At 72.7% G+C, this 23,514-nt stretch carries 19 protein-coding genes; 5 read left to right on the forward strand and 14 right to left on the reverse strand.

Going from position 1 to position 23,514, the window contains the following annotated elements:
• Positions 1–43 precede the first annotated feature (43 nt).
• Together pulA and ACIG0D_RS04790 are read left to right on the forward strand one after the other, a co-directional pair.
• Positions 44–5,452 carry a pullulanase-type alpha-1,6-glucosidase gene (gene pulA / locus ACIG0D_RS04785; protein ID WP_399796249.1) on the forward strand — a complete coding sequence of 1,803 codons (5,409 nt, stop codon included), beginning with the start codon at positions 44–46 and terminating at the stop codon, positions 5,450–5,452.
• Positions 5,453–5,502: 50 nt separating this feature from the next.
• Positions 5,503–5,868, forward strand: coding sequence for a 5-carboxymethyl-2-hydroxymuconate Delta-isomerase (locus ACIG0D_RS04790; RefSeq protein ID WP_399796251.1), 366 nt, complete (start codon positions 5,503–5,505; stop codon positions 5,866–5,868).
• Here ACIG0D_RS04790 and ACIG0D_RS04795 read toward each other — a convergent pair.
• The 5 genes from ACIG0D_RS04795 to ACIG0D_RS04815 all read right to left on the reverse strand — a co-directional run bounded on the left by ACIG0D_RS04795 (position 5,865) and on the right by ACIG0D_RS04815 (position 11,139).
• Positions 5,865–6,554 carry a TetR/AcrR family transcriptional regulator gene (locus ACIG0D_RS04795; protein ID WP_399796252.1) on the reverse strand — a complete coding sequence of 230 codons (690 nt, stop codon included), beginning with the start codon at positions 6,552–6,554 and terminating at the stop codon, positions 5,865–5,867. The genes ACIG0D_RS04790 and ACIG0D_RS04795 overlap by 4 nt on opposite strands.
• Before the next feature lie 56 nt (positions 6,555–6,610).
• Positions 6,611–7,663: a PDR/VanB family oxidoreductase gene (locus ACIG0D_RS04800; protein ID WP_399796253.1), complete on the reverse strand. Its 1,053-nt coding sequence runs from the start codon at positions 7,661–7,663 to the stop codon at positions 6,611–6,613.
• Positions 7,663–8,586 (reverse strand): metal-dependent hydrolase, encoded by a 924-nt coding sequence (locus ACIG0D_RS04805; RefSeq protein ID WP_399796255.1) that lies wholly within the window; start codon positions 8,584–8,586, stop codon positions 7,663–7,665. The genes ACIG0D_RS04800 and ACIG0D_RS04805 overlap by 1 nt, the downstream gene beginning before the upstream one ends.
• Before the next feature lie 80 nt (positions 8,587–8,666).
• Complete coding sequence (locus ACIG0D_RS04810; protein ID WP_399796256.1) at positions 8,667–10,589, reverse strand: hypothetical protein; 1,923 nt, start codon at positions 10,587–10,589, stop codon at positions 8,667–8,669.
• Between the two features lie 49 nt (positions 10,590–10,638).
• Positions 10,639–11,139, reverse strand: coding sequence for a tetratricopeptide repeat protein (locus ACIG0D_RS04815; protein ID WP_399796257.1), 501 nt, complete (start codon positions 11,137–11,139; stop codon positions 10,639–10,641).
• Between the two features lie 112 nt (positions 11,140–11,251).
• Here ACIG0D_RS04815 and ACIG0D_RS04820 point away from each other — a divergent pair, with 112 nt between their 5' ends.
• Positions 11,252–11,674 (forward strand): hypothetical protein, encoded by a 423-nt coding sequence (locus tag ACIG0D_RS04820; protein WP_399796258.1) that lies wholly within the window; start codon positions 11,252–11,254, stop codon positions 11,672–11,674.
• An 80-nt stretch (positions 11,675–11,754) separates the two neighbouring features.
• Here the strand turns inward: ACIG0D_RS04820 and ACIG0D_RS04825 are convergent, their stop codons facing one another.
• The 8 genes from ACIG0D_RS04825 to ACIG0D_RS04860 form a co-directional block, all read right to left on the reverse strand.
• Positions 11,755–13,341 (reverse strand): DUF1996 domain-containing protein, encoded by a 1,587-nt coding sequence (locus ACIG0D_RS04825; RefSeq protein WP_399796259.1) that lies wholly within the window; start codon positions 13,339–13,341, stop codon positions 11,755–11,757.
• A 118-nt stretch (positions 13,342–13,459) separates the two neighbouring features.
• Positions 13,460–14,473 (reverse strand): SDR family oxidoreductase, encoded by a 1,014-nt coding sequence (locus ACIG0D_RS04830; RefSeq protein ID WP_399796261.1) that lies wholly within the window; start codon positions 14,471–14,473, stop codon positions 13,460–13,462.
• 90 nt (positions 14,474–14,563) lie between these two features.
• Complete coding sequence (locus ACIG0D_RS04835; protein ID WP_399796263.1) at positions 14,564–15,136, reverse strand: winged helix-turn-helix domain-containing protein; 573 nt, start codon at positions 15,134–15,136, stop codon at positions 14,564–14,566.
• Between the two features lie 366 nt (positions 15,137–15,502).
• Positions 15,503–15,808: a hypothetical protein gene (locus tag ACIG0D_RS04840; RefSeq protein ID WP_399796265.1), complete on the reverse strand. Its 306-nt coding sequence runs from the start codon at positions 15,806–15,808 to the stop codon at positions 15,503–15,505.
• Between the two features lie 352 nt (positions 15,809–16,160).
• Entirely contained in the window at positions 16,161–17,192 is a 1,032-nt protein-coding gene (gene glnII / locus ACIG0D_RS04845) for a glutamine synthetase (RefSeq protein WP_399796267.1), read from the reverse strand.
• A gap of 473 nt (positions 17,193–17,665) precedes the next feature.
• On the reverse strand, positions 17,666–18,397 hold the full coding sequence (locus ACIG0D_RS04850; protein ID WP_399796269.1) for a hypothetical protein: 732 nt from the start codon (positions 18,395–18,397) through the stop codon (positions 17,666–17,668).
• 140 nt (positions 18,398–18,537) lie between these two features.
• Positions 18,538–19,335, reverse strand: coding sequence for a hypothetical protein (locus ACIG0D_RS04855; protein WP_399796271.1), 798 nt, complete (start codon positions 19,333–19,335; stop codon positions 18,538–18,540).
• Between the two features lie 66 nt (positions 19,336–19,401).
• The gene (locus tag ACIG0D_RS04860; RefSeq protein WP_365763144.1) at positions 19,402–19,761 is read right to left on the reverse strand and encodes an arsenate reductase family protein; all 360 of its coding nucleotides are present in this window, start codon (positions 19,759–19,761) and stop codon (positions 19,402–19,404) included.
• Between the two features lie 246 nt (positions 19,762–20,007).
• Between ACIG0D_RS04860 and ACIG0D_RS04865 the strand changes: the two genes are divergently transcribed.
• Positions 20,008–20,322: a hypothetical protein gene (locus ACIG0D_RS04865; RefSeq protein ID WP_365763146.1), complete on the forward strand. Its 315-nt coding sequence runs from the start codon at positions 20,008–20,010 to the stop codon at positions 20,320–20,322.
• A 69-nt stretch (positions 20,323–20,391) separates the two neighbouring features.
• Here the strand turns inward: ACIG0D_RS04865 and ACIG0D_RS04870 are convergent, their stop codons facing one another.
• Positions 20,392–21,591 (reverse strand): winged helix DNA-binding domain-containing protein, encoded by a 1,200-nt coding sequence (locus ACIG0D_RS04870; protein ID WP_399796272.1) that lies wholly within the window; start codon positions 21,589–21,591, stop codon positions 20,392–20,394.
• Positions 21,592–22,019: 428 nt separating this feature from the next.
• On the opposite strand from ACIG0D_RS04870, the gene ACIG0D_RS04875 reads away from it, so the two are divergent.
• Complete coding sequence (locus ACIG0D_RS04875) at positions 22,020–23,405, forward strand: DUF2252 domain-containing protein (protein WP_399796273.1); 1,386 nt, start codon at positions 22,020–22,022, stop codon at positions 23,403–23,405.
• The last annotated feature ends 109 nt before the right edge of the window (positions 23,406–23,514 follow it).

The following is a 23,514-nucleotide window of genomic DNA, read 5'->3' on the forward strand; positions in this document are numbered from 1 at the left end:
CGGGGTCGGACCCAATGAGCCGTCATCGCAAGGAGTGCACACCTTGATATCCAGAAGGCCGGCGCCTGCCACGCGCCGCACCACACGAGGCAGACGGGTCGCGGCCGTCACCGTCGCCGCGCTCGCCGCCGCCCTCGTGCAGCCCCTCGCCGCCCAGGCCGCCGCCCCGCCGTCCCCGCCCTCGGACACGGCCCTGGCCAAGGTACCCGCCCGGCACGACCTGACCCGCGAGCAGTTCTACTTCGTCCTGCCGGACCGTTTCGCCAACGGCGACCGGGCCAACGACAAGGGCGGCCTGACCGGATCCCGGCTGGCCACCGGCTACGACCCGGCCGACAAGGGCTTCTACCAGGGCGGCGACCTCAAGGGGCTGACGCAGAAGCTCGACTACATCAAGGGCCTCGGCACCACCGCCATCTGGCTCGCCCCCATCTTCAAGAACCGGCCCGTACAGGGCGAGGGCGCCAACGCCTCCGCCGGGTACCACGGCTACTGGATCACCGACTTCACCCAGGTCGACCCGCACTTCGGGACCAACCAGGACCTGGAGACCCTGATCGACAAGGCCCACGCCAACGGCATGAAGGTCTTCTTCGACGTCATCACCAACCACACCGCCGACGTCGTCGACTACGAGGAGAAGTCCTACGGCTACCTCTCCAAGGGCGCCTTCCCGTATCTGACGAAGGACGGCGAGCCCTTCGACGACGCCGACTACGCCGACGGCAAGCGGGAGTTCCCGGCCGTGGACTCCGGCTCCTTCCCGTACACGCCGGTCGTCGCCCGGGACCAGCGGAACGTGAAGGTCCCGTCCTGGCTCAACGACCCGGCTATGTACCACAACCGCGGCGACTCGACCTGGGCCGGCGAGTCCGCCACCTACGGCGACTTCGTCGGCCTCGACGACCTGTGGACCGAGCGTCCCGAGGTCGTCAAGGGCATGGAGCGCATCTACCAGCGCTGGGTGCGCGACTTCGACATCGACGGCTTCCGGATCGACACCGTGAAGCACGTCAACATGGAGTTCTGGACCCAGTGGGCCACCGCCCTCGACGCCTACGCGGCGAAGAAGGGCCGCGACGACTTCTTCATGTTCGGCGAGGTCTACTCCGCCGACACGAACGTCACCGCCCCGTACGTCACCCAGGGCCGCCTCGACTCCACCCTCGACTTCCCCTTCCAGGACGCGGCGCGCGCCTACGCCTCCCAGGGCGGCAGCGCGAAGAAGCTGGCGTCGGTCTTCGGTGACGACTACAAGTACACGACCGGCCGGGCCAACGCCTACGAGCAGGTCACCTTCCTCGGCAACCACGACATGGGCCGCATCGGGACCTTCCTCAAGCAGGACGACCCGGACGCGAGCGACGCCGAACTGCTGAGGAAGGCACGGCTCGCCAACGAGCTGATGTTCCTCAACCGGGGCAACCCGGTGATCTACTACGGCGACGAGCAGGGCTTCACCGGCGCGGGCGGCGACAAGGACGCCCGCCAGACGATGTTCGCCTCGAAGGTCGCCGACTACCTGGACGACGACCAGCTCGGCACCGACCGCACCCACGCCGAGGACGCCTACGACACGAGAGCACCGCTCTACCGGCAGATCAGTGCTCTCGCCAAGCTCCGCAAGGCCCACCCGGCACTCGCCGACGGCGTCCAGACCGAGCGTTACGCCGCCGACGGCCCCGGCATCTACGCGGTCTCCCGCACCGACGCGAAGTCCGGCACCGAGTACGTCGTCGCCTTCAACAACGCGGACGAGGCGAAGACGGCGACCTTCGCCACGGGCTCGGCGAACATGACGTTCCGCGGCCTCCACGGCACGGACAAGACCGTGAAGTCCGACGCCGACCGCAAGCTCACCGTCACCGTCCCCGCCGGATCCGCCGCCGTCTACCGGGCGGCCGGCAAGCTCCCCGCCCCCGCCACCGAACCCACCCTCACCCTGAAGGCCCCGGCCCCCGGCGCCACCGGCACGGTCGAGGTCACGGCCGACGTCGACGGCGGACAGCTCAACCGGGTGGTCTTCGCCGCCCAGACCGGCAACGGCAAGTGGCAGACCCTCGGCTCCGCCGACCACGCCCCGTACAAGGTCACCCACACCGTCGGCAAGGACGTGCCCGCCGGCACCGCCCTGCGCTACAAGGCCGTGGTGATCGACCGCGCGGGCCGCACCGCGAGCGCCACCGCAGCCTCCACCACCGGCACCCCGCCCGCCGAGGAGATCCCCACCGCCTCCTCCCGCGACTACGCGATCGTCCACTACAAGCGCGAGGACGGGAACTACGCCGACTGGGGCCTGTACGCCTGGGGCGACCTCGCCGACGGCGAGGCCACCGAATGGCCGAAGAGCCACCCCTTCACCGGCCGCGACGCCTACGGCGCCTTCGCCTACGTCAAGCTGAAGCCGGGCGCCTCCAGCGTGGGCTTCCTGGTCATCGACCAGCAGGGCAACAAGGACGTCTCCGCCGACCGCACGATCGACGTCACCAAGACCGGCGAGGTCTGGATCGAGCAGGGCAAGGAGACCGTCCGCACCGAGCGGCCCACGGCCGACTACCCGGCCCCCGACAAGACCAAGGCCGTCCTGCACTACCACCGCGCCGACGGGAACTACGACGGCTGGGGCCTGCACGTCTGGACCGGCGCCGCGAACCCCACCGAGTGGTCGAACCCCCTGAAGCCGGTGAAGACTGATGCCTATGGCGCGGTCTTCGAGGTGCCGCTCACCGAGGGTGCCACCAGCCTCAGCTACATCATCCACAAGGGCGACGAGAAGGACCTGCCCACCGACCAGTCGCTCGACCTCAAGGCGAGCGGCCACGAGGTGTGGCTGTTGAGCGGCCAGGAGAAACCCCTGCTGCCGCAGCCCGCGGGCTCCGCCGCCGCCGTCGACCTGACCACCTCCAAGGCGGTCTGGATCGACCGGGACACCGTCGTCTGGAACGGCTCCGACGCCGCCGCCTCCACCCAGCTGCGCTACTCCCGCACCGGCTCCATCAAGGCCGAGAACGGCGTGCTCACCAGCACCGACGAGCGATGGCTGCGGCTGAACAAGACGTCACTCACCGACGCCCAGAAGGCGAGGTTCCCGCACCTGAAGGACCACACCGCCTGGTCCGTCGACCCCCGCGACCGCGACCGGGTCCGCGAGGCCCTGCGCGGCCAGCTCGTCGCCTCCCAGCAGGCCGCCAACGGAGCGGTGCTCACGGCGACCGGCGTGCAGATCGCCGGCGTACTCGACGATCTCTACGACGCGACCAAGGCGGACCTCGGTCCCACCTTCACCAAGGGCCGTCCCACCCTCGCGGTCTGGGCCCCCACTGCCCAGAGCGTGTCCCTGGAGCTGGACGGTTCGGTCAAGCCGATGCGGCGCGACGCCGCCACCGGCGTCTGGTCCGTCACCGGCCCGAAGTCCTGGAAGGGCAAGCCGTACCGGTACGTGGTGAAGGTCTGGGCGCCCAGCGTCCGCGAGGTCGTCACCAACAAGGTCACCGACCCGTACTCGGTCGCCCTCACCACCGACTCGAAGCGGAGCCTCGTCGTCGACCTCGGCGACAAGTCCCTCGCGCCGAGCGGCTGGCACAGCTACGACAAGCCGAAGGCCGTGCCGCTCAAGGACGCCCAGATCCAGGAGCTGCACATCCGCGACTTCTCCGTCGAGGACAGGACGGCGAAGCACCGGGGCACCTACCTGGCCTTCACCGACAAGGACAGCGACGGCAGCCGGCACCTGAAGAAGCTCGCCGAGGCGGGCACCTCGTACGTCCACCTCCTCCCGGCGTTCGACATCGCCACCATCCCGGAGAACAAGGCCGACCAGGCCACCGTCGACTGCGACCTGGCCTCCCACCCGGCCGACTCCGACAAGCAGCAGGAGTGCGTGGCGAAGGCGGCGGCCAAGGACGCCTACAACTGGGGCTACGACCCGTACCACTACACGGTCCCCGAGGGCTCCTACTCCACCGACCCGGACGGCACCGCCCGCACGGTCGAGTTCCGGAAGATGGTGAAGGCGCTCAACGAGGACGGCCTGCGCGTCGTCATGGACGTCGTCTACAACCACACCGCCGCGAGCGGCCAGGCGAACACCAGCGTCCTGGACCGGATCGTCCCCGGCTACTACCAGCGCCTCCTCGCCGACGGCTCGGTCGCCAACAGCACCTGCTGCGCCAACACGGCCACCGAGAACGCCATGATGGGCAAGCTGGTCGTGGACTCGGTGGTCACCTGGGCCAAGGAGTACAAGGTCGACGGCTTCCGCTTCGACCTCATGGGCCACCACCCGAAGGCCAACATCCTGGCCGTCCGCAAGGCCCTCGACGCGCTCACCCTCGAGAAGGACGGCGTCGACGGCAAGAAGATCATCCTGTACGGCGAGGGCTGGAACTTCGGCGAGATCGCCGACGACGCCCGCTTCGAGCAGGCCACCCAGAAGAACATGGCCGGCACCGGAATCGCCACCTTCTCCGACCGGGCCCGCGACGCGGTGCGCGGCGGCGGCCCCTTCGACGCCGACCCCGGCGTCCAGGGCTTCGCCTCCGGCCTCTACACCGAGCCCAACCCGAACGCAGAGAACGGCACCCCGGCCGAGCAGAAGGCACGCCTCCTGCACTACCAGGACCTGATCAAGGTCGGGCTCTCCGGCAACCTCGCCGACTACACCTTCACCGACACCAGCGGCAGGCGCGTCAAGGGCTCCCAGGTCGACTACAACGGCGCCCCCGCCGGCTACGCGGCGGCTCCCGGCGACGCCCTCGCCTACGCCGACGCGCACGACAACGAGACCCTCTTCGACGCCCTCGCCTTCAAGCTGCCCGCGTCGACGAGCGCCGCCGACCGCGCGCGCATGCAGGTCCTCGCCATGGCGACGGCCACCCTCTCGCAGGGCCCGGCCCTCTCCCAGGCGGGCACCGACCTGCTGCGCTCCAAGTCGCTGGACCGCAACTCCTACGACAGCGGCGACTGGTTCAACGCCATCCACTGGAACTGCGCCGACGGCAACGGCTTCGGCCGCGGCCTGCCGCCGGCCGCCGACAACCAGGCCAAGTGGCCGTACGCCAAACCGCTGCTGGGCAAGGTGAAGGTGGGCTGCGAGCAGATCCAGGACACCTCGGCCGCCTACCGGGACCTGCTGAGGATCCGTACGACGGAGAAGGCGTTCTCCCTCGACACGGCCGGGCAGGTGCAGTCCGCGCTCTCCTTCCCGCTCTCCGGGCAGGACGAGACACCCGGCGTGATCACCATGCGCCTCGGTGACCTGGTCGTCGTCTTCAACGCGACCCCGGAGCGCCAGGAGCAGCGGATCGCCGCGGCGGCCGGTGAGCCGTACCGGTTGCACCCGGTGCAGGCCGCCGGGTCGGACACCGTGGTGAAGACGTCGGCCTTCGCGCGGGAGTCGGGCACGTTCACCGTCCCGGCCCGCACGGTGGCGGTCTTCACCCGCGCCGGCTGATCCTTACCGCGGGTTAGGGTGCTCCTGTCCGCCGTAGAACAGGAGCACCCATGCCGCAGATCACCGTCGACTACTCCGAGCAGCTGGCGGACGACTTCGACCGGCCGGGGTTCGCCAAGGCGCTGCACGCCACCGTGGTGGAGATCGCGGCGGCCAGGCCCCCGGCCTGCAAGACGCAGTTCCGCCGCACCGAGGACACCACGGTCGGCCCCGACACCGAGGGGCACGCCGTCGTGCACATCACGATCGGTCTGCTGGCGGGCCGCAGCGAGGAGACCAAGGCCAGGCTCACCGAGGCGGTCCTGGAACAGCTGCGGCAGTACCTCAAGCCGCCCGCGGGCCTCGCCCTGCACGCCTCTGCGGAGATCCGGGAACTGGACCCGTCCTACCGGAAGTTCGAGACCCAGGTCTCCTAGGACGCCAGCGAGATCAGCCGGGCGACCAGGTCGCCGAACGGGCCGTCGGCCGGTTCGTCCTTCAGGACGCGGCGCACCAGGGCGGCCATCTCCTCGTCGTAGGCGGCGCTCACCGCCAGCAGCGCGGCCAGGTCGTGCACGAGCTGCGCCTGCAGCTCCTCGCGGGGGATGCGCCGCCCGTCCAGCCAGATCAGCGCCGTCGACTCGGCGAGCGAGATCCAGGAGCGCACCACCAGCTCCAGCCGGGCGGGCGGCTCCGCGATGGGCAGATGCCGGATGATCTGCTCGTAGGCGGCCTGGCGCACCGAGTCGATCAGCGCGTTGGTGGTCGAGGAGCCGACCGCCGGGCCGCCGCGCATCAGCGCCGAGAAGCCGGGCCCGTGCTCGTCCACGAAGTCGAAGAACCGCGCCATCACCCGCAGCAGCCGCGCACCCAGCGGACCCTCGGCGGGCTCCACGAACCGCCCCGCCAGATCCTCCGCCGCACGCTTCAACGCGGCCTCGTACAGGCTGAGTTTGCCGGGGAAGTAGTGGTAGACCAGCGGACGGGAGATGCCCGCCGCCGACGCTATCTCGTCGATGGACACCTCGTCCGGGGAACGGCGGCTGAACAGTTCGAGGGCGACGCCGATCAACTGCTGCCGCCGCTCCTCGACTCCCATCCTGCGGCGAACCCCGGTAGTCATACGAACACCTTACCGATCGAATCCGGCCTCGAACGGTCCCGATCGGCGGGCGGTGCTCACATGTCCAGCACGATGCGCTCACCTCGCGCCCGCGACACACAGATCAGCATCGAGTCGTCGCGCTCCCCGTCCGTCAGCAGCTCGTCCCGGTGGTCCACCTCGCCCTCCAGCACCCGCTGCTGGCAGGTCCCGCAGAAGCCCTGCTCGCAGGAGTAGGCGGTGGCGGGCAGCTCCTCCCGGATCGCCGCCAGCGCGCTGCGGTCCGCCGGGACCGTCAACGTCACCCCGCTGCGCCGCAGTTCCACCTCGAAGGAGCCGTCGCCGTCCGCCGCCGTCCGCGGCGCGAACCGCTCCAGCCGCACCTCGGGGAATCGTTCCTCCACGGCCGCCATCAGCCCCTCCGGCCCGCAGCAGTAGACCGCGGTCCCCTCGGGCACGTCCGCGAGCAGCCCGTCCAGGTCCGGCAGCCCCTCCTCGTCCTCCGCGACGACCGTCACCCGGTCACCGCCCACCTTCACGACCTCCTCCAGGAACGGCATCGACGCCCGCGTCCGCCCGCCGTACAGCAGCCGCCACTCGGTGCCCTCCGGCAACGCCCGCAGCATCGGCAGGATCGGCGTGATCCCGATGCCGCCCGCCACGAAGACGTAACGCTCCGCCTCGATGAGCGGGAAGCGGTTGCGCGGCCCGCGCACCTCCAGCTCCATGCCCTCCCGCACCTGCTCGTGGACCTCGCGCGAGCCGCCCCGCCCGTCCTCCACCAGCCGCGTCGCCACCGTGTACGACGAGGTGTCCTCCGGGTCCCCGCACAGCGAGTACTGCCGCACCAGCCCCGACGGCAGCACCAGGTCCAGATGCGCGCCCGGCTCCCAGCGCGGCAGGTCGTGCCCCTCCAGCCGCACCTGCACGACCCCCTCGGCGATCTCCTCGCGCGCGGTGACCAGCAGCCGCAGCGCCCGCGACCGGGGCCGCCCCGAGACCGGCTCCTCCAGGGCCGGCATCGGCCACAGCGGGGACGCCTGGATCCGGCGCCGCAGCGCCCGCCGGGCGAGCAGCCCGGCCCCCGCGACGAGCACGACGGTCCTCAGCTTCGGCACGGTCATCGGCATCAGGCGGCGCTCCTCTTCTTCTCGGTGGCGACGGCGGCGGCGACGGCGGCGGGGGAGGAGGCCAGATACGCGACGGCCTGCTCGGTGGAACCCTCCTGCGAGGGGTGGTAGTCACGGCTGAGATAGCGCGGGATGGACCTCAGCATGGCCCCGGTCGACGGCAGCAGGCCCCGCTGTCCGCGCAGATGAAAGTCCTTGAAGGTGGCCTTGCCGGCCGGCAGCGTCGGGTCGTTCTCCATGAAGAAGCGGGCCCCGCGCTGCCACAGGAACACCAGGGCGGTGAAGGCCACGGCCCAGGTGCGGGCACGGCGCCGGTAGCAGCCGTCGACGTGCAGGAACAGCTCGAAGGCGACCGAGCGGTGCTCGACCTCCTCCGCGCCGTGCCAGCGCAGCAGATCCAGCATCGTCGGGTCGGCGCCCCGCCGGTCCAGCTCCTTCGCGTTGAGGACCCAGTCGCCGAGGAACGCGGTGTAGTGCTCGATCGCCGCGATCAGCGCCACCCGCTCCAGCAGCCACCAGCGGCGGGCCCGGCCCGGCGGCAGGGTGCGGTCGCCGAGCAGCTTCTCGAACAGCCAGTCGACCTGCGCGGTGTACGGCGTCGGATCGAGCCCCTGCTCCCTCAGATGCGGCAGCACCTCGTCGTGTGCCTGGGAGTGCATCGCCTCCTGCCCGATGAACCCGATGACGTCCTCGCGCAGCCGCTCGTCGCGTATGTACGGCAGCACCTGCTTGTAGACGTGCACGAACCAGCGCTCGCCGGCCGGCAGCAGCAGATGCAGCACGTTGATGGTGTGCGTGGTGAACGGGTCCCCCGGGACCCAGTGCAGCGGGGTGCCCTCCCACGAGAAGGACACCTTGCGCGCCCGGAGCGGGACGCGCTCGGATTCGACGGGCTGGGGCACCCGGGCCTGCTTGTTAGACATGGCGTCAATGTACTGACGGGTAGGCCTGTGGTGAACCCCTGTGCGCGACTTGTTGACGCCGATGTCAACAAGGGGCGCGGCTAGCGCAGCCCGCCGATCGACCGCCCGCTCTCCAGCGTGGCCTTCAGCTCCGCGTGCGCGCCCTGCTTTGTCCGTACGGCCAGCAGGTTGCCCTGGGCGGACCCGGTCACCCCGCCCGTCGCGGCGACCGAGACGGTGTCCCGGCTGCTCGCGGCCAGCAGATACCAGGCGCCGCCCGACGACTTCCACAGCACCCCGGCCAGCACATGCGGGTCCTTCGCCCCGCACGCCGGACCGCCCTCCGCCTTCGCGGCGACCGCGCCGTACTTCCCGCCCGGGGTCTGGAACTGCGCCAGAACCCGCTCGCCGCCGCCCCGCCAGGTCTCCGCGCGGGTGCACACCCACGCCGCCGCACCACTGCCGTCCGGCAGCGGCTGGCGCGCGTACGCCCAGACGTTCACCGACCGCACACCCTGCCCGCGCGTGTGCGCCAGCGAGCAGGCGAACGGCGCCCACGTCCGCAGCGCCTCCGCACCGGTCGCCTCCCGCACGGAGCCCGGCCGGCCGCTGGTCAGCCGCGCCGGCATCAGCTCGCCCAGGTCGGACATCAGCCGGGTGCCGGAGCCGTCGGACACCTGGAGCACGTTCCAGGAGGAGCAGGCACCGGCCCGGGTCACCGGGCTGGCCATCGGCGACGCCACCCCGTCGGTCAGGGTGAGGTCCATCGCACCGGCGCCGGGCTTCACCAGATCCCGCTCGGCGACCTTCTTCACCCACGGCGCCATCAGATAGCGGACGTTGCCGTTGGTGCGGTGCAGCACCACCGCCGCCGCCTCGGCCCGGCCCGCGCCGTCCGCGCGGGCGAAGTCCAGGGCGGCGCCCGCGGTGCCGTCCTTCGGCTCGGCGTAACGGGCGATGCGCAGACCGTCGTAGAGGATCACCACCCGCGCCTGGTCCACCGTCCCCGCGTACAGCAGCTGCGGCGGTCCGGGCGGGCCGCCGAACGCGGTGCCCGGGGTCACCGACACCCGGACGTTCTCGCCGGGGCGGGCCCACACGGCGAGGGCGCGGCGCAGCAGCGCGGTGTCGCCGGTGAGGTCGCCGCGCGCGGGCCACACGGAGAAGTCGGCGCGGGTCGCCGACTGCCAGGCCGCGGGCGGCACCTTGGTCAGCTTCGCCGGGTCGAGCGCCGCCCGCGCCGACGCGTTGTGCGCATACACCGGGGCGGCGGCGCCGTCCGGGCCCCAGCCGTCACCGGGCAGCCCGAGCAGCGCCCCGCACACGGCGACCGCCGCGGTCGCGGCGAGCGCGGCCTTCAGATGCTGGCGGCGGCGCATCAGGTCGGTGGGGCGGGCCTGGAGCGAACACGGGTCGAACTCGGGGGAGTCCAGCAGCGCGTACTGCGCGGCGACGGTGTCGGCCTCGGCGAGCGCGGCCTGCGGGTCGCCGACCCCGGCGGCGTCGAGCACCGTACGGACGTCGGCGTCGGCCAGCCGCTCCAGGCCGCGCAGCGCGTAGGCGGCGCGGGCGGGGGCCGACAGCGCCGACAGCTTCTGGTCCAGGGCGAGTTCGTCGGCGCCGCCCGAGCGCGGGAACAGCCGCAGCCCCCACACCTGCGGCAGCAGCGGCGGCAGCTGGGACCGCTTCGGCCACGCCCTGCGCCGCAGCGGCAGCCCGGCCTCCAGCGCCGTACGCAGCACCTGGAGGCGGACGAAGGCGTACCCGGGGTCGCTCTCGCGGCCCGTGGACTGGGCCGGGATGACGCAGGCGCGGGCGCGGCCCCGCGGCAGCGCCCGCTGGGTGAGCGCGTGCGCGGTCAGGACCCGCCGGTTGCGGCCCAGACCCGGCGGCAGCACCAGGTAGGCGAGACGGACCAGCCGAGGGTAGTGCTCGACGAGCGCGGCCTCGGCACGCTCGACGTCGACCACCGGGTCGGCGGCGGCTGCGGAGCTCTGACGCTGGGCGACATCCTGTGACTGCACGTCCGGGAGAACGAGCGCGACGGCGGATGGTCACAGCCGTTCGGGGGACTCAGCCGCCCGGCTCGGTCAGCGCACGGGCGTAGTTCGCCATGGAGCGCTGGTAGCGGGGGAGGTGGCCGGCGAGGGCGCCCAGGACGAGGGACAGGCCCTCGCGGTCGCGGCCGAGGCTCGACAGACACAGGGCGAGGGTGGCGCGTACGGCGTCGTCCAGCTCGTCGGACGGGGCGTCCAGTTCCGGCGTCAGCAGCTCGACACCCTCCTCCGGGTGTCCGGTGTTCCGCAGTGAGCTGGCCAGCTGGATCTTCGCGCGGCGCGCCTTGTAGCCGGTGAGTCCGCGTGCCAGGGCCTCGCGGTAGAGCGGCACCGCCCGGTCGGAGCGGCCCGTGGAGTCCCAGGCGCACGCCTGCTCGAACGGCGCGTCCGGGCTGCCCTCGGGGAGTTCGGCGACGAGGGCGTCGATCAGCGCGCGGAAGTCGGCGGCCCGGTCCTGCGCGTAGTCGTCGAAGGTGGCCCACGTGGCGGCCACGCGGTCTTCCCAGTCCTGATTCACCCGGTCAGCCTCGCACGGACGGATGTGCGGCGCAGCTGATTTGAGCGCCGGGGGGCCGGCGGCCGTATCGACTTCGGAGACAGTGCCGTACGACGCCCGACCGGAGGAACCCATGAGGCTGACCCGACCGTTGCTCGCCGTGGCCGCGCTGGCGCTGGCGCTCGCGGGGTGTGGTTCCGGCGGTGAGGAGGCGGCGGCCCGGGTGCCGGAGACCGCCGAGGGCAGTCTGGAGCAGCTGGCCGCCGAGGTGCGCTGCGAGCCGGACATCCAGACGGACGCCGACGAGATCCGCCAGGCGATCTGCCGCAACGGGGACGGCCGGTTCGTCCTCGCCACCTTCGCCACCGACCGCGGCCAGCGCGAGTGGATCAACGGGGCGAAGGACTACGGCGGTCACTACCTGGTCGGCCGCAAGTGGGTGGCCGTGGGGGAGCCGAAGGTGGTGACGGCGCTGCGCGGCAGGCTGGGCGGGACGCTGGAGGAGGGCCAGGACCACGGGGCGGGGCATGGCGCGGGGGCGGGCGGTCACCACTGAGCCGCCGCGCCGCCGTACAGCCCGAAGGCCGGCGGGGAGGGGACGACCCTCACCGCCGGCCTTCGCCGTCCTGGTCGCGCCTACTGGCACTTACGGCCGGTGTTGATGCAGTTGACCATCTTGTTCATCAGCTCCGGGGAGAAGAAGTTGATGAAGTCGTTGTGGTCGGTGATCGGCTTGTGCAGCTGCTCCGGGAAGGTGTCCACCGCGAACGGGTTCTGGACGACGCCGTTCTCGATGACCGGCCGCGGAACCTCGTAGACGAGCCGGACCTGGAGCTGCGGGATCGCCTTGAAGCCGTTCGGGCAGGAGCCGTCGGCCCGGACGAACGCCACGTGGGTGCGGTGGTTGGCGCTGTCGATGTTCTGGCCGTCCCAGCAGCTCTGGAAGTTGGACGTGCGCACCACGTCGCTGCCGTCGGGGCACAGCGGGTACTTGTCCGTGAGCTGCCGGTCCTCGAAGCCCGTGCAGCTCCAGGACGTGTTGGCGTTGGCCAGGCCGTTGACGAAGGCCTTGGCGTCACCGGTGATGATGCGCAGCGCGGTCGGCATCGCGACGACCGGGCCCCGCTTGTTGCCGACGAACTTCAGCTGGGCCACCTTGGGCTCCAGGATCCGGCCGACGTTGCCCTCCGTGCCGCCGCCCGCGTTGTTCTGGTCGAAGTCCTGCGAGCCGTCCTGGAGGCGCAGCACCGGCCAGAAGTACGACGACCGGTCGCCCTGGTTCTGGCAGCTGGTGTCGGCGCGGGCCAGCTCGTCGTCGCTGGCGAAGGCGTCGTTGTTCTGGTTGCCGACGTAGTCGTGCAGATGGTGCGCGCCGTTGGTGACACCGGGCGCGACGATCACGTTGTCCGTGTTGTGGTTGTCGTTGCCGTTGGTGCCGCACTGGGTGATGAAGACGCCCCGCGAGCCGGTCCGGCCGTTCGCGGCGAGCCCGTTCGGCAGGTTGCGGGAGCCCGGCTGGACGGTGGTGATGTCCTGGAAGTCCGCCGCGACGGGGCCGTTGCCGGCCTGACCGCCGTTGCCGCCCTGCTGGCCGCCGTCCTGACCGTCACCCTGGCCGCCGTCCTGCTGGCCGTCGCCGTCCTGGTCCTGGTTCTGGTCCCCGCCGTCCTGCTGGCCGCCGTCGCCGTCCTGGCCGTCGTTCTGACCGTCGTTCTGGCCGTCGCCCTGCTCGCCGTCCGTGGTCTGCGGCTGCTCGGCGGGGGTGCCGGTGCAGCCCGCGAGGTCGTCCAGCTCCTCGGCGGCGTCGCCGCCGGCCCGGTTGATCTCCAGCTGGATGCGGTCGATGATCGCCTTGCGGCGGTCCTTGAGCGGCTGGAGGATCGTGTTCCGCACGAAGCTCGCGTCGCGGGCCTGCGCGTCCCGGGTGGTCGCCAGTCGCTGGTAGGCGTCGGTGATCTGCTGGTCGAGCGTGGCCAGTTCGCCGTCCACCTCGCCCCGCGCCCGGTCCGGCACCTCGGTGAGCCGCTGGCCGACGTCCGGGCAGTCGATGGTGGCGATCTGCGCCGACGCCGCCTTGGTCCGGTCCGGCCAGCGGTTCTCCTCGTGTGCCGAGGCGTAGAAGTTCGCCCAGATCAGCCCGCCCCCACCGAGCGCTAGGGCCGCCGATGCGGCAATGGCCTTGGTGGCCAGCGGCGTACGGCGTTTTCGTGTGTTGCGTCCCATGGAACTCCTCTGACTTCCTTGCGGGGCAGCATCGAGGCGCCCGACAGGAGTGAAGCGGCTCCCCTCCATACGGAACCAGTCCCACGGGTGTTCAATCGTCGCGGAAATTCCCTGCGGACTACGGGAGTTGACGTGCGTCCGCAGCGGCGAGCACTTTCTCTTCCGTCTCCGGGTCGACGCCCTTCAGCGGCCGGTCGGGCCGCTGCGGGGCCACACCGCCGAGGGAGCGCAGCCAGTCCCAGGTGTCGGTCACGGTCCGCTCCACCGGGCGGCAGCGCAGGCCCGCCGCGACCGCGCGGGAGACGTCCGCGCCGTGCAGCGCGTCGTGCAGATCGCTGCCCGGCGGCACCCACACCGGAAGCTGGGTCCACGGCTCGACCCCGGCCTCGAGGATCACCTCGGGGTCGGTCCAGCGCAGCTCGGCACCCCCGCCGGTGACCGCCGCGCAGGCCTCCAGCAACGCACCCATGGTGGCGTGACCCTGCGGCGAGATCAGGTTGTACGGCCCGCTCAGCCCCCGCTCGACGCCGTCCAGGGTCCACTCGGCGAGGTCGCGGACGTCGATGTACTGGACGGGCAGATCCCGCGGGCCGGGCGCCAGGACCCGGCCGCCGCGCGCCGTCCGGGTCAGCCACCAGGGCAGCCGCCCCACGTTCTCGTACGGCCCGAGGATCAGCCCCGCCCGCACCAGCAGCGTCCGGTCCGCGCCGAAGGCGTCGAGCGCGGCCAGCTCGCCGCCCCGCTTGTCGCGCGCGTAGTCGGTCTGCTCCGCGTCCGGCGAGGCGCCCTCGACCAGCGGCGCGTCCTCGGTGAACCCGGCGGGCGGCGCCCAGTCGTACACCGAGCAGCTGGAGACGTACACGTACCGCCCCACGCGGTCCCGCAGCAGCCGCGCCGCGTCCCGCACCGCGCGGGGCGCCGCCGACCAGGTGTCGACGACGGCGTCCCACGCGCTGTCGGAGAGCGCGGCGAGCCCGCCGGGCGCGGTGCGGTCACCGTGCAGCGCCCGCACCCCGGCGGGCGGCGCGTGGCGTCCCCGGTGGAAGACGGTCACGTCCCAGCCGCGCTCCCGGGCCGCCTCCACGACCGCCCGCCCCACGAATTCCGTACCGCCCAGCACAAGAAGTCTCATGCCGTTGACTCTGCCCGCCCGGGGAGCGGGACGGAAGGCGGATCTGCCCAGGGCAGAGGCGGGGACGGGCTTTCCGGGCGGGCTCGGGGATCAACGTCCGGCGGGCGGGGCGTACTTGTAGCCGACCCGGCGCACGGTGCGGATGGTGTCGCGGTGCTCGGCGCCCAGCTTGCGGCGCAGCCGGGCGATGTGCACGTCGACCGTGCGGCCGTCGCCGACGTGCCCGTATCCCCACACCGTGGTGACCAGCTGGTCGCGGGTGTGCACCCGGTGCGGGTGGGCCACCAGGTGCGCGAGGAGTTCGAACTCCAGGTATGTCAGGTCGAGTTCGCGCCCGTCCACCTCGGCGGTGCGGCGGACGGAGTCGATGCGGATGAGGGGTTCGGCGCCGCTCCCGGGAGTCGCCTCGTCCGGCTGGTCCGGCTGGTCCGGCACGGCGAACGGCGGGAACGGCGGCTGCTGGTCCGCCGGGACCAGCACCAGATACCCGACCATCGGCGGCCGGCCCGGCAGAGTGGGCAGGGCGTGCTGCGGGGCGGGCAGCCAGGTGGCGCCCGGCGGCAGGAATTCGGTCACGTCGACCACGTCGTCGCGGTCGACGGCTCGCAGCCGGTGGCGGGCGGTGTGCGAGGGGGCGGTGGACAGGGAACGGGTGGTCGCCATGAGAGGTCAGCTCTTTCGCGCGAGGAGTCCGTCGGGAAGGGGACGTACGTCGTCGCGCCGGCCGAAGGCCAGGGTGTACGGCTCGGAAGGGCCTGTACGGCTTTAGAGGGCCGGCGCGTTCACCGCGCGGCGACACACCCGGTCGAAGTCGTGGTGCTGACGGGAAGGCCAGAAGGGCTCGAGGTCATCGCGACCCGTCGCGGAGTGCTGCTGGAAGCCGGCCATGCCCCCATTCAAGCACGAGAGGACCGCGGACCGGACCCCTCTCTCACCGCTTGGACGCCGCCGAGCGCGCACGATGGCGCGAAGTCGCCGCCCCGGGGCGCCTCGTCGCACCGTCCTCGCCCGGTGTCTTCGCCCGGCGCCTCAGCCGACGACCTCCGCCGTCGCCAACAGCCGCCGCACGGCGTCCCGTACGACGGAGTCCGGGTGCAGGGAGTCGCCGTGCATGAGGTCCTGGACGAGCCGTCGCGGCGACCCCGGCCCGCACCTCCGGGGCGGTCTCCTCCGCCGGCCGGGCCCGCAGCAGGGGCAGCAGCGGCAGGGCGTACCGCGTACCGCACGCCGCGTCAGGAACACCATCGCCTCGCGTACGCCCGGGCCGGCGTCGTGCGCGAGGGGCAGCAGGGACGGCGGCGCGACCGCCACGGCGCGCCGGGCCGGGTCGAGCACCCCCGGGCTCTCCGAACCCGTCCGCGATGTCGCCGAGCAGCCGCAGCAGCTCCTCCCGGTGGCCGGGTCCGGTCAGGGCGAGCCGGGCCAGGTGCGGTACGGCGGGGGCGGTCGCCGGGTACACGTCCCCGTGCCGGCACAGCAGGGGGTCCAGCTCACGCACGGCCGGCCGGCGTACGTCCGCGTCCCGCGACTCCATCGACCCCAGCAGCGCGGGTATGTCCCGCGCCGGTCCGTCCGCGTGCGTGAGCGCGGCCCAGTCCACCCCGTCGGCCCCCATGCCGGCGCACGATACGCGGAAGGGGCGCCCGCCAAGACGGCGGGCGCCCCTTCACGGAGCCGCTTGTGCGGATCAGACCTGGCCGGCCTTCTCCAGGGCGGAGCAGCAGGTGTCCACCAGCAGGCGAGTCACCACGTACGGGTCGACGTTGGCGTTCGGACGGCGGTCCTCGATGTAGCCCTTGCCGTCCTTCTCGACCTGCCACGGGATACGGACCGAGGCACCGCGGTTGGAGACGCCGTAGGAGTACTGGTCCCACGGGGCGGTCTCGTGCAGGCCGGTCAGGCGGTCGTCGATGCCGGCGCCGTAGTTCTTGACGTGGTCGAGCGGCTTCGAGCCCTCGCCCAGCGCCTCACAGGCGGTGATGATCGCGTCGTAGCCCTCGCGCATCGCCTTGGTGGAGAAGTTGGTGTGCGCGCCGGCGCCGTTCCAGTCGCCCTTGACCGGCTTCGGGTCGAGGGTGGCGGAGATGCCGAAGTCCTCGGCGGTGCGGTAGAGCAGCCAGCGGGCCACCCACAGCTGGTCCGAGACCTCGAGCGGGGCGAGCGGGCCGACCTGGAACTCCCACTGGCCCGGCATGACCTCGGCGTTGATGCCGGAGATGCCGAGGCCGGCGGCCAGGCAGTTGTCGAGGTGCTTCTCGACGATCTCACGGCCGAAGATCTCGTCGGCGCCGACACCGCAGTAGTAGCCGCCCTGCGGGGCCGGGAAGCCGCCCTCCGGGAAGCCGAGCGGACGGGAGCCGTCGAAGAAGGTGTACTCCTGCTCGATGCCGAAGATCGGCTCCTGCGCGGCGAACTTCTCGGCGACCTCGGCGAGCGCGGCACGGGTGTTGGACTCGTGCGGCGTCATGTCGATGTTCAGCACCTCGCAGAGCACGAGGACGTCGTTGCCGCCGCGGATCGGGTCCGGGCAGGTGAAGACCGGCTTGAGGACGCGGTCCGAGGAGTGGCCCTCGGCCTGGTTGGTGGAGGACCCGTCGAAGCCCCAGATCGGCAGCGCGTCCAGACCGGCGGGCTCACCCGCGATGATCTTGGTCTTGGAGCGGAGCTTGGCGGTCGGCTGGGTGCCGTCGATCCAGATGTACTCAGCCTTGAAGGTCACGGGCCACATCCTTCGGGGGTGGGTCTGGGCGCGCTTGCGGGTGCTGCGGCGCTGCGGCACTGGGGCGCCGCGCTGTTGCCCGCGAGCCTGTCAACAGGCGATTTCCCGGTCATTGCTCGAATGTGAACCCCGTGTTACCTGGTGGTGCTGTGGTGCGACTCACAGCGTGAGTGGGCCGCGGGTGCGGGAACTCACCGCGCGCGAGCGCGGGCCGAGAGGACGCGGGGAGGGCGGGGGAGAGGACGCGGGGAGGGCGGCGGGAGCGTGGGGAGGGCGGCGGGAGCGCGGGGAGGGCGGCGGGAGCGCGGGGACGCCGGGTCCGGCCGCCGTGGCCGCGGCGGCTCGTATGCGATCGTGCGGGCGGGCCGGCGCATGCCGCAGGTCCCGCTGTCCCCGGCGCCGGGCCGGGAACAGCGGGACCGATGACCCCCCTCCGCGAGGGCCGCCTCAGCGGTTTCCTGTGTGCGTGCGCCTCACCCCACCTTCTCGATCAGCGCCCGGCGGATCAGGAACTTGCCGGGCTCCCGGACCTGCTCGAAGGCCGCGTTGTTGAGCAGGACACAGCTGCCGGAGACGGAGGTGACCTCCACCGTCGTGGACTTGTCGTTGTCCAGGTTGGTGACCTTCAGCTTCGTTCCCGCGGGGAACTGGTTGCTGGACGCGGCCGGGGCGCCGCCCTCACCGGAGAGGGTGACGGTGGACCCGTTGCAGACCTGCTCACCGGCCGCCTCGACGGGCTCGGAGGGCTGCGCCTCACCGGCGGGCTCGGACGGATCGGCCGGCTGGGCGGGCTCGGCCTGGTCGGCGGGCTGGGACGGATCGGCCGGCTGGGCCGGATCCGCGGGCTCCGCGGCCTCCGCGGGGTCGGAGGGCTGCGCGGTCTGGGAGTCCTGAGCCGACCCCCCGATCGCCTCGCCCACCTCGCACCCGGAGGCCTCCTGTTTGCGCTGGATCTCGGCGATGACCGCCTCGCGGTTGGCGATCCGCGCCTCCGACTGCGCGTCGGGAGCGGCCCGCTGCGCCTCGATGAACCGCTGGTTGTTGCCGAGGGCGGTGGCGAGGCCCTGGCACACGGACGAGTCCTTCGCCGACTGGGCGGCGTTCGACGTGCTCGCCATGACGAAGGCACCTCCTCCCGCCACCGTCGCGGCGCTCACCAGCAGCGCGATCTTCTTCTTCGTACCGAGTGTTCTCCTACGCGACATGCGCGCCTCCTGAAGAGGTCGGTGGAGCGTACGCCGCTATGTACGAGATCCCGAACGAGGTTGCTCAGTGATGGCGGGGGTGTGTGAAGTGGCTTGTGTCACAAGGGAGTTACGGGATCCGTGAGATGGCGCCGACGGGCTCACCCCTCCTCGTACGCCACCACGTTCTCGCCGACGTGCCGCAGCAGCTCCTCGGTCTGCCGGGTGATCTCGGCCTCCTCGGTCTCCGCGCCGTCGCCCCACTGGCCGTTGGCGAACACCACCGAGCGGACCGTCATCAGCCGGCGGAACACCCCCGCCGAGCCGGGCGGGACCGTCGGCATCCCCGCCTCGGGCGGCGGGTCGAGGGAGACGGTCTGATAGGTCACCGGGTCCATGGAGGCCATCGCGAACACCGACGAGGCGTCCTCGACACGGCGGAAGCTCAGCACGGAGACCGTCACCTGCGAGCGCCGCTCCGCGTCCGTGAACAGCGCGGCGGTCAGCCGCAGGCACCCCTCGCCCTGCTCGATCAGCGCGGCCAGCTCGGGGGACGTGCCCCGCGCGCAGTCGGGGGTGGTGGCCACGTCGACGCGTTCGTAGCGGGAGCCGTTGCGCAGCCGCACGCTCGTCACCGGGAACGCCTGCTCGGGACGTATGACGGGGCGTGCGAGGAGGGAGGGGAGGGCGGAGGGGGCGCCGGGCGGGAGCGAGGCGGTGACGGAGGGGGCGGGCGGCGCGGTGGAGGCGCCGGCGCTCGTCTCCGTGGGCGGCGGGGCGGCGGCCGAGCCCTCGTCGCCGCCGGTGTACATCACGGCACCGGCGGCGACGGCCGCGAGCACCACGGCACCGGTGACGCCGGCCACCGCCAGACGGGTGCGGCGGTGGCGTCTTCGCAGGCGCTCCTGCTCGGCCGCCCACTGGGCGTACGGGTCGATTCCTTGATCACCGAAGGTCATGGCGGCGGAGGGTAACAGCGGGAACCGCCCGCACGCGCGCCACCCGACAAACGGTGAAGAAGGGGCTTAGCGGGACAGGGCGTCCCGTACGGCCTCGTCGGTGCGGGCGACCACGGCGGTGCCGTCGTCCGCGGTGATGATGGGCCGCTGGATCAGCTTCGGATGCCCGGCCAGCGCCGTGATCCACCGGTCGCGCGAGGCGGCGTCCCGCGGCCAGTCCTTCAGGCCCAGCTCCTTGGCGTCCGCCTCCTGGGTGCGCGTGATGTCCCAGGGTTCGAGGCCGAGGCGGTCGAGTACGTCACGGATCTCGTCCTCGGTCGGGACGTCCTCCAGATAGCGGCGGACGGTGTAGTCGGCGCCCTCGGCGTCGAGCAGTTTCACGGCGCTGCGGCACTTGGAGCAGGCGGGGTTGATCCAGATTTCCATGCCGGACACGGTACGCCGAGGGCGGTCGCGCACCGGGGCGGCACCCGGCCGTGTTCGATTTTGACGGAGTGTCTCAAGGGCCTCTCCCGCACGACCTGACACATCGGCAATTCCCTTGCCCACCTGGGTTTTTCGAGGGCTCCACGCACCTTCGATTGTCAGTGGCGGGCAGTAGAATTGAGGCAGTGTTCGAGGGAATCGCCCGGGGCTTCCGGGGGGCTCCCTGACCGCGACAGGAGGATGCCTGTGCCCGCTGCCGCCCTGAAGCCCAAGCCGTTGCCCACCCAGTCCACCGCCCGCCGTCCCGTCCAGCTCGACCTGCCGTACGCGCCCGTTCCGAAGCGGCCGCTGCCGCCGGGGCGGCCCCGCGAGTGGTACATCTCGCACAACCGCCGGCTCAAGGCGATGCGCCTGGCGATAGCGCTGCTCGACTCCGGCGTCTACCTGCCGGGCCAGGCCCGCAACGAGACGATCCGGGACACCGCGGAGCTGATCGGCGTCCACCCGCCGTCGGACACGACGTGCCACATGGTGCGCGCGCTGATGAAGTACTGCCGCTGACGCGGAGATCGGCGGGTCGCCGGGTGCCGTGTGGTCGTGCACGGCACCCGGCGTTACTTCGTCACTTCGTCAGCTCGCCAACTCCCGCTCCAGCGGCGTGCGGAAGCGCGGTGTCACCCGGGTCCGCCCCACCCACTCCCGCAGCCGCTCCGCCTCCGCGGCGATCGCCGCCTCTGCGTCCCGGCCGACCCCGGTGCCGTCCAGGATCCGCCAGACGATCTCGCCGTCCGGCCGCTGGGCCCAGCCGCCCACCACCCGCCCGTCCCACCACACCGTGGGCCCGACGTTGCCGCTGCGGTCGAACAGCGCCGGGCGCAACTCCGGCGCGAGATACCAGTCCCGCTGCTGCCAGCCCATGGCGGTCGGGTCGAGCGCGGGCAGCAGGGCCGCCCAGGGCTCGGCGGACCCGGCGGCCCCGGCCGGCACGTCCTCGTCGCCCGCCACGACGTACCCCGTGCCCTCGTCCAGAGTGACCTCCCGCGCCCCGATCGCCCCCAGCGCCCGGCGCACCTCCGTCACCCGCCACCCCGTCCACCACTTCAGGTCGGCCTCGGTGGCCGGGCCGCAGACGGCGAGCCGGCGGCGCAGCAGGTCCGCCTGGGCCGCGGCGACGTCCAGTTCGGGATGCGGCGGCGCCGGCGCCCAGCGGAACTGCGACGACGTCCAGGAGCCCAGCGGCCGGCCCCGGACCACCTTGCCCTCCACGCCCAGCACCTTCAGCAGCCGGGTGGAGACGGTGTGCATCCCCTCGTAGCTCTTCCCGGCCGCGTACACGAACTGCGTCCGCAGCCGCGGCTCGTCCTCCGCCAGCTCCGCCGCCGTGGCCTCCCCGCGGCGCGCCAGCGCGGCCAGCGCCGACGCCTCCACCTCGGCCAGCCAGGCCGCGTCCGGCGCGCCCGCCTTCGCCATGTCCTTCAGCAGCGCGGCCCGTTCCCGCGCGGCGACCGCGATGCCCGTCGAGGCGTGCACGACGGCGGTCAGCCCGGTCGGGAACACGAACACGGTGTGCCGCATCCCGTGCATCCGGACCAGCGTCCGGTCCCCGTACAGCGCGCGCTCGGTCTCCGCGACCGTCTTGCCCGGCTCCGCCAGCCGGGCGCCCACCGCCAGGAACACCGTCGCCGGATCGGTGCCGTGCAGCGCCACCAGCGCCTCGGCGACCTGCTCCGGACTCGCGGCCCGCGCCTCGGGCGCCAGCCGGTGCCGCAGCCCCAGACGGGCCCGCCGCTCCGCCCCGCCGATGTGCCGCCGTGCCGTCCCGCCGCTCATGCCGACCTCCCTGACCGTCCAGTCTCCGCCGCTGGGCCCTGCGTATCCGCGCGTCTGCGTCTCGGTGCATCTGCGCATCTGCGTCTCGGTGCATCGGTGCATCTGCGCCTCCGCCGATGGCCCTGTCGATCCTGCCCGACGCCACTGACAACGGGCCCCGGCCCGCGCCGCCCACCGGCCCGCCCCGCCGCCGACCCCGCTCCACCGCCCACCGGGTCCCGCCCCGCCCGCCCGGCACCCGCCGTCGGGACCCGCGGACCCGGGACCCCGGGGGACCCCGAAGACCCACCCCTCACCCGTTCGCCGTACTGAGCATGCGCCACCCCCGCCCCGGGCCTTTCACTGCGAACAGGAGGCGGCGACCCAAGGAGGTGCGGCATGCAGCGCAACGGCAACGACCACCGCATTCGGCCATCGGCCGCCGCCCCGTGACACCCCTCGTCGGCGTCGGCGGCCCCGCCGGACCCGCGGGCCCCGCCACTCCCGCCGAACGCGCCGAACGCGGCAAGGCGGCCCGCAAACACGTCGCGCGCACCGCGCACGCCGGCTGGCTCCCGCCCGTGGACCGGCAGGACCCCGTCGCCGTACTGGAGAAGCAGGACCGCGACCGGCTGCCGGAGCTGCTGCCCGTCCGCTACGGGCGCATGGCAGCCTCCCCGCTGGCCTTCCTGCGCGGCGCCGCCGCCGTGATGGCCGCCGACCTGGCCGCCCAGCCGCACACCGGACTGACCGTGCAGCTGTGCGGCGACGCCCATCTGCTCAACTTCGGCCTGTACGCCTCCCCGGACCGCACCCTGCTGTTCGACCTCGACGACTTCGACGAGACCTTTCCCGGCCCCTTCGAGTGGGACGTCAAACGGCTCGCCGCCAGCGTGGCCGTCGCCGCGCGGGAGAACGGACACCCCGACGCCAAGGCGCACCGGGCCGCCCTGGAGTCGGCCGCCGCCTACCGCACCGCGATGCGGCGGCTGGCGCGGATGGGGGAGCTGGCCGTCTGGTACGAGCGGATCGAGGCCGACCGCCTGCTGCCCCTGGTCCGCTCCGAGCGGCGTCGCCGACGGGTCGAGGCCGGCCTGAACCGGGCCCGCCGCCACAGCAGCCTCCAGGCCCTCGACAAGCTGACCGAGGTCGTCGACGGCCGCCGCCGGATCGTCCACGACCCGCCCCTGCTGGAACCCGCCGGCGCGCCGGACACTGCCGCCCTGCGCAAGAACTTCAGCGACTACCGCTCCACCCTCCCCGAGGAGCGCCGCGTCCTCCTCGACCGCCACCGCTTCGTCGACGCCGCCCGCAAGGTCGTCGGCATCGCCGGTGTCGGCACCCCCTGCTTCGTCGTCCTGCTGGAGGGCCGCGACACCGACGACCCGCTGCTCCTCCAGCTCAAGGAGGCCGGCACGTCCGTCCTGGAGGACCACCTGCCGAGCGGGCCGTACGACCATCCCGGCCACCGGGTGGTCTCCGGCCAGCGGCTGCTCCAGGCCGAGGCGGACGTCTTCCTCGGCTGGATGACCGGCCCCCAGGGCCGCGCCTACTACTGGCGGCGGCTGCGCGACACCAAGGGCTCCGCGGACGTCGCCGGCATGGGCCCCGCCGACCTGCGCGCCTACGCCGCGCTGTGCGGCACCGCCCTGGCGCGTGCCCACGCCCGCTCCGGCGACCGCATCGCCATCGCCGCCTACCTCGGCGGCGCCGACACCTTCGACCGCGCGGTCGCCGACTTCGCCCTGCGCTACGCCGACCAGACCGCCGAGGACCACGCCGCCCTCGGCGCGGCCGTCGCGGCGGGCGTGCTCGCGGCGGCACCGGAACAGTGAGGACCGTCCTCCTCGGACCCCACCCCAACTCCCCCCGAACACAGGGAAAAAAGGAGATGCGCCCCCCTGTGCGCCCAGGGCACCCTCGAAACACAGACCCCACCCCCAC

The organism is Streptomyces sp. NPDC052773 (assembly GCF_044547145.1).
GTDB lineage: Bacteria > Actinomycetota > Actinomycetes > Streptomycetales > Streptomycetaceae > Streptomyces.

Excerpts from the sequence above, each read along its gene's own strand:
- ACIG0D_RS04830 (WP_399796261.1), bottom strand. The coding sequence starts at position 14,473 with ATGAGACTTCTTGTGCTGGGCGGTACGGAATTCGTGGGGCGGGCGGTC.
- ACIG0D_RS04855 (WP_399796271.1), bottom strand. The coding sequence starts at position 19,335 with ATGACCTTCGGTGATCAAGGAATCGACCCGTACGCCCAGTGGGCGGCC.
- ACIG0D_RS04825 (WP_399796259.1), bottom strand. The coding sequence starts at position 13,341 with ATGGGACGCAACACACGAAAACGCCGTACGCCGCTGGCCACCAAGGCC.
- ACIG0D_RS04860 (WP_365763144.1), bottom strand. The coding sequence starts at position 19,761 with ATGGAAATCTGGATCAACCCCGCCTGCTCCAAGTGCCGCAGCGCCGTG.
- ACIG0D_RS04870 (WP_399796272.1), bottom strand. The coding sequence starts at position 21,591 with ATGAGCGGCGGGACGGCACGGCGGCACATCGGCGGGGCGGAGCGGCGG.
- ACIG0D_RS04850 (WP_399796269.1), bottom strand. The coding sequence starts at position 18,397 with ATGTCGCGTAGGAGAACACTCGGTACGAAGAAGAAGATCGCGCTGCTG.
- ACIG0D_RS04820 (WP_399796258.1), top strand. The coding sequence starts at position 11,252 with ATGAGGCTGACCCGACCGTTGCTCGCCGTGGCCGCGCTGGCGCTGGCG.
- ACIG0D_RS04800 (WP_399796253.1), bottom strand. The coding sequence starts at position 7,663 with ATGCCGATGACCGTGCCGAAGCTGAGGACCGTCGTGCTCGTCGCGGGG.
- ACIG0D_RS04795 (WP_399796252.1), bottom strand. The coding sequence starts at position 6,554 with ATGACTACCGGGGTTCGCCGCAGGATGGGAGTCGAGGAGCGGCGGCAG.
- ACIG0D_RS04805 (WP_399796255.1), bottom strand. The coding sequence starts at position 8,586 with ATGTCTAACAAGCAGGCCCGGGTGCCCCAGCCCGTCGAATCCGAGCGC.
- ACIG0D_RS04835 (WP_399796263.1), bottom strand. The coding sequence starts at position 15,136 with ATGGCGACCACCCGTTCCCTGTCCACCGCCCCCTCGCACACCGCCCGC.
- ACIG0D_RS04790 (WP_399796251.1), top strand. The coding sequence starts at position 5,503 with ATGCCGCAGATCACCGTCGACTACTCCGAGCAGCTGGCGGACGACTTC.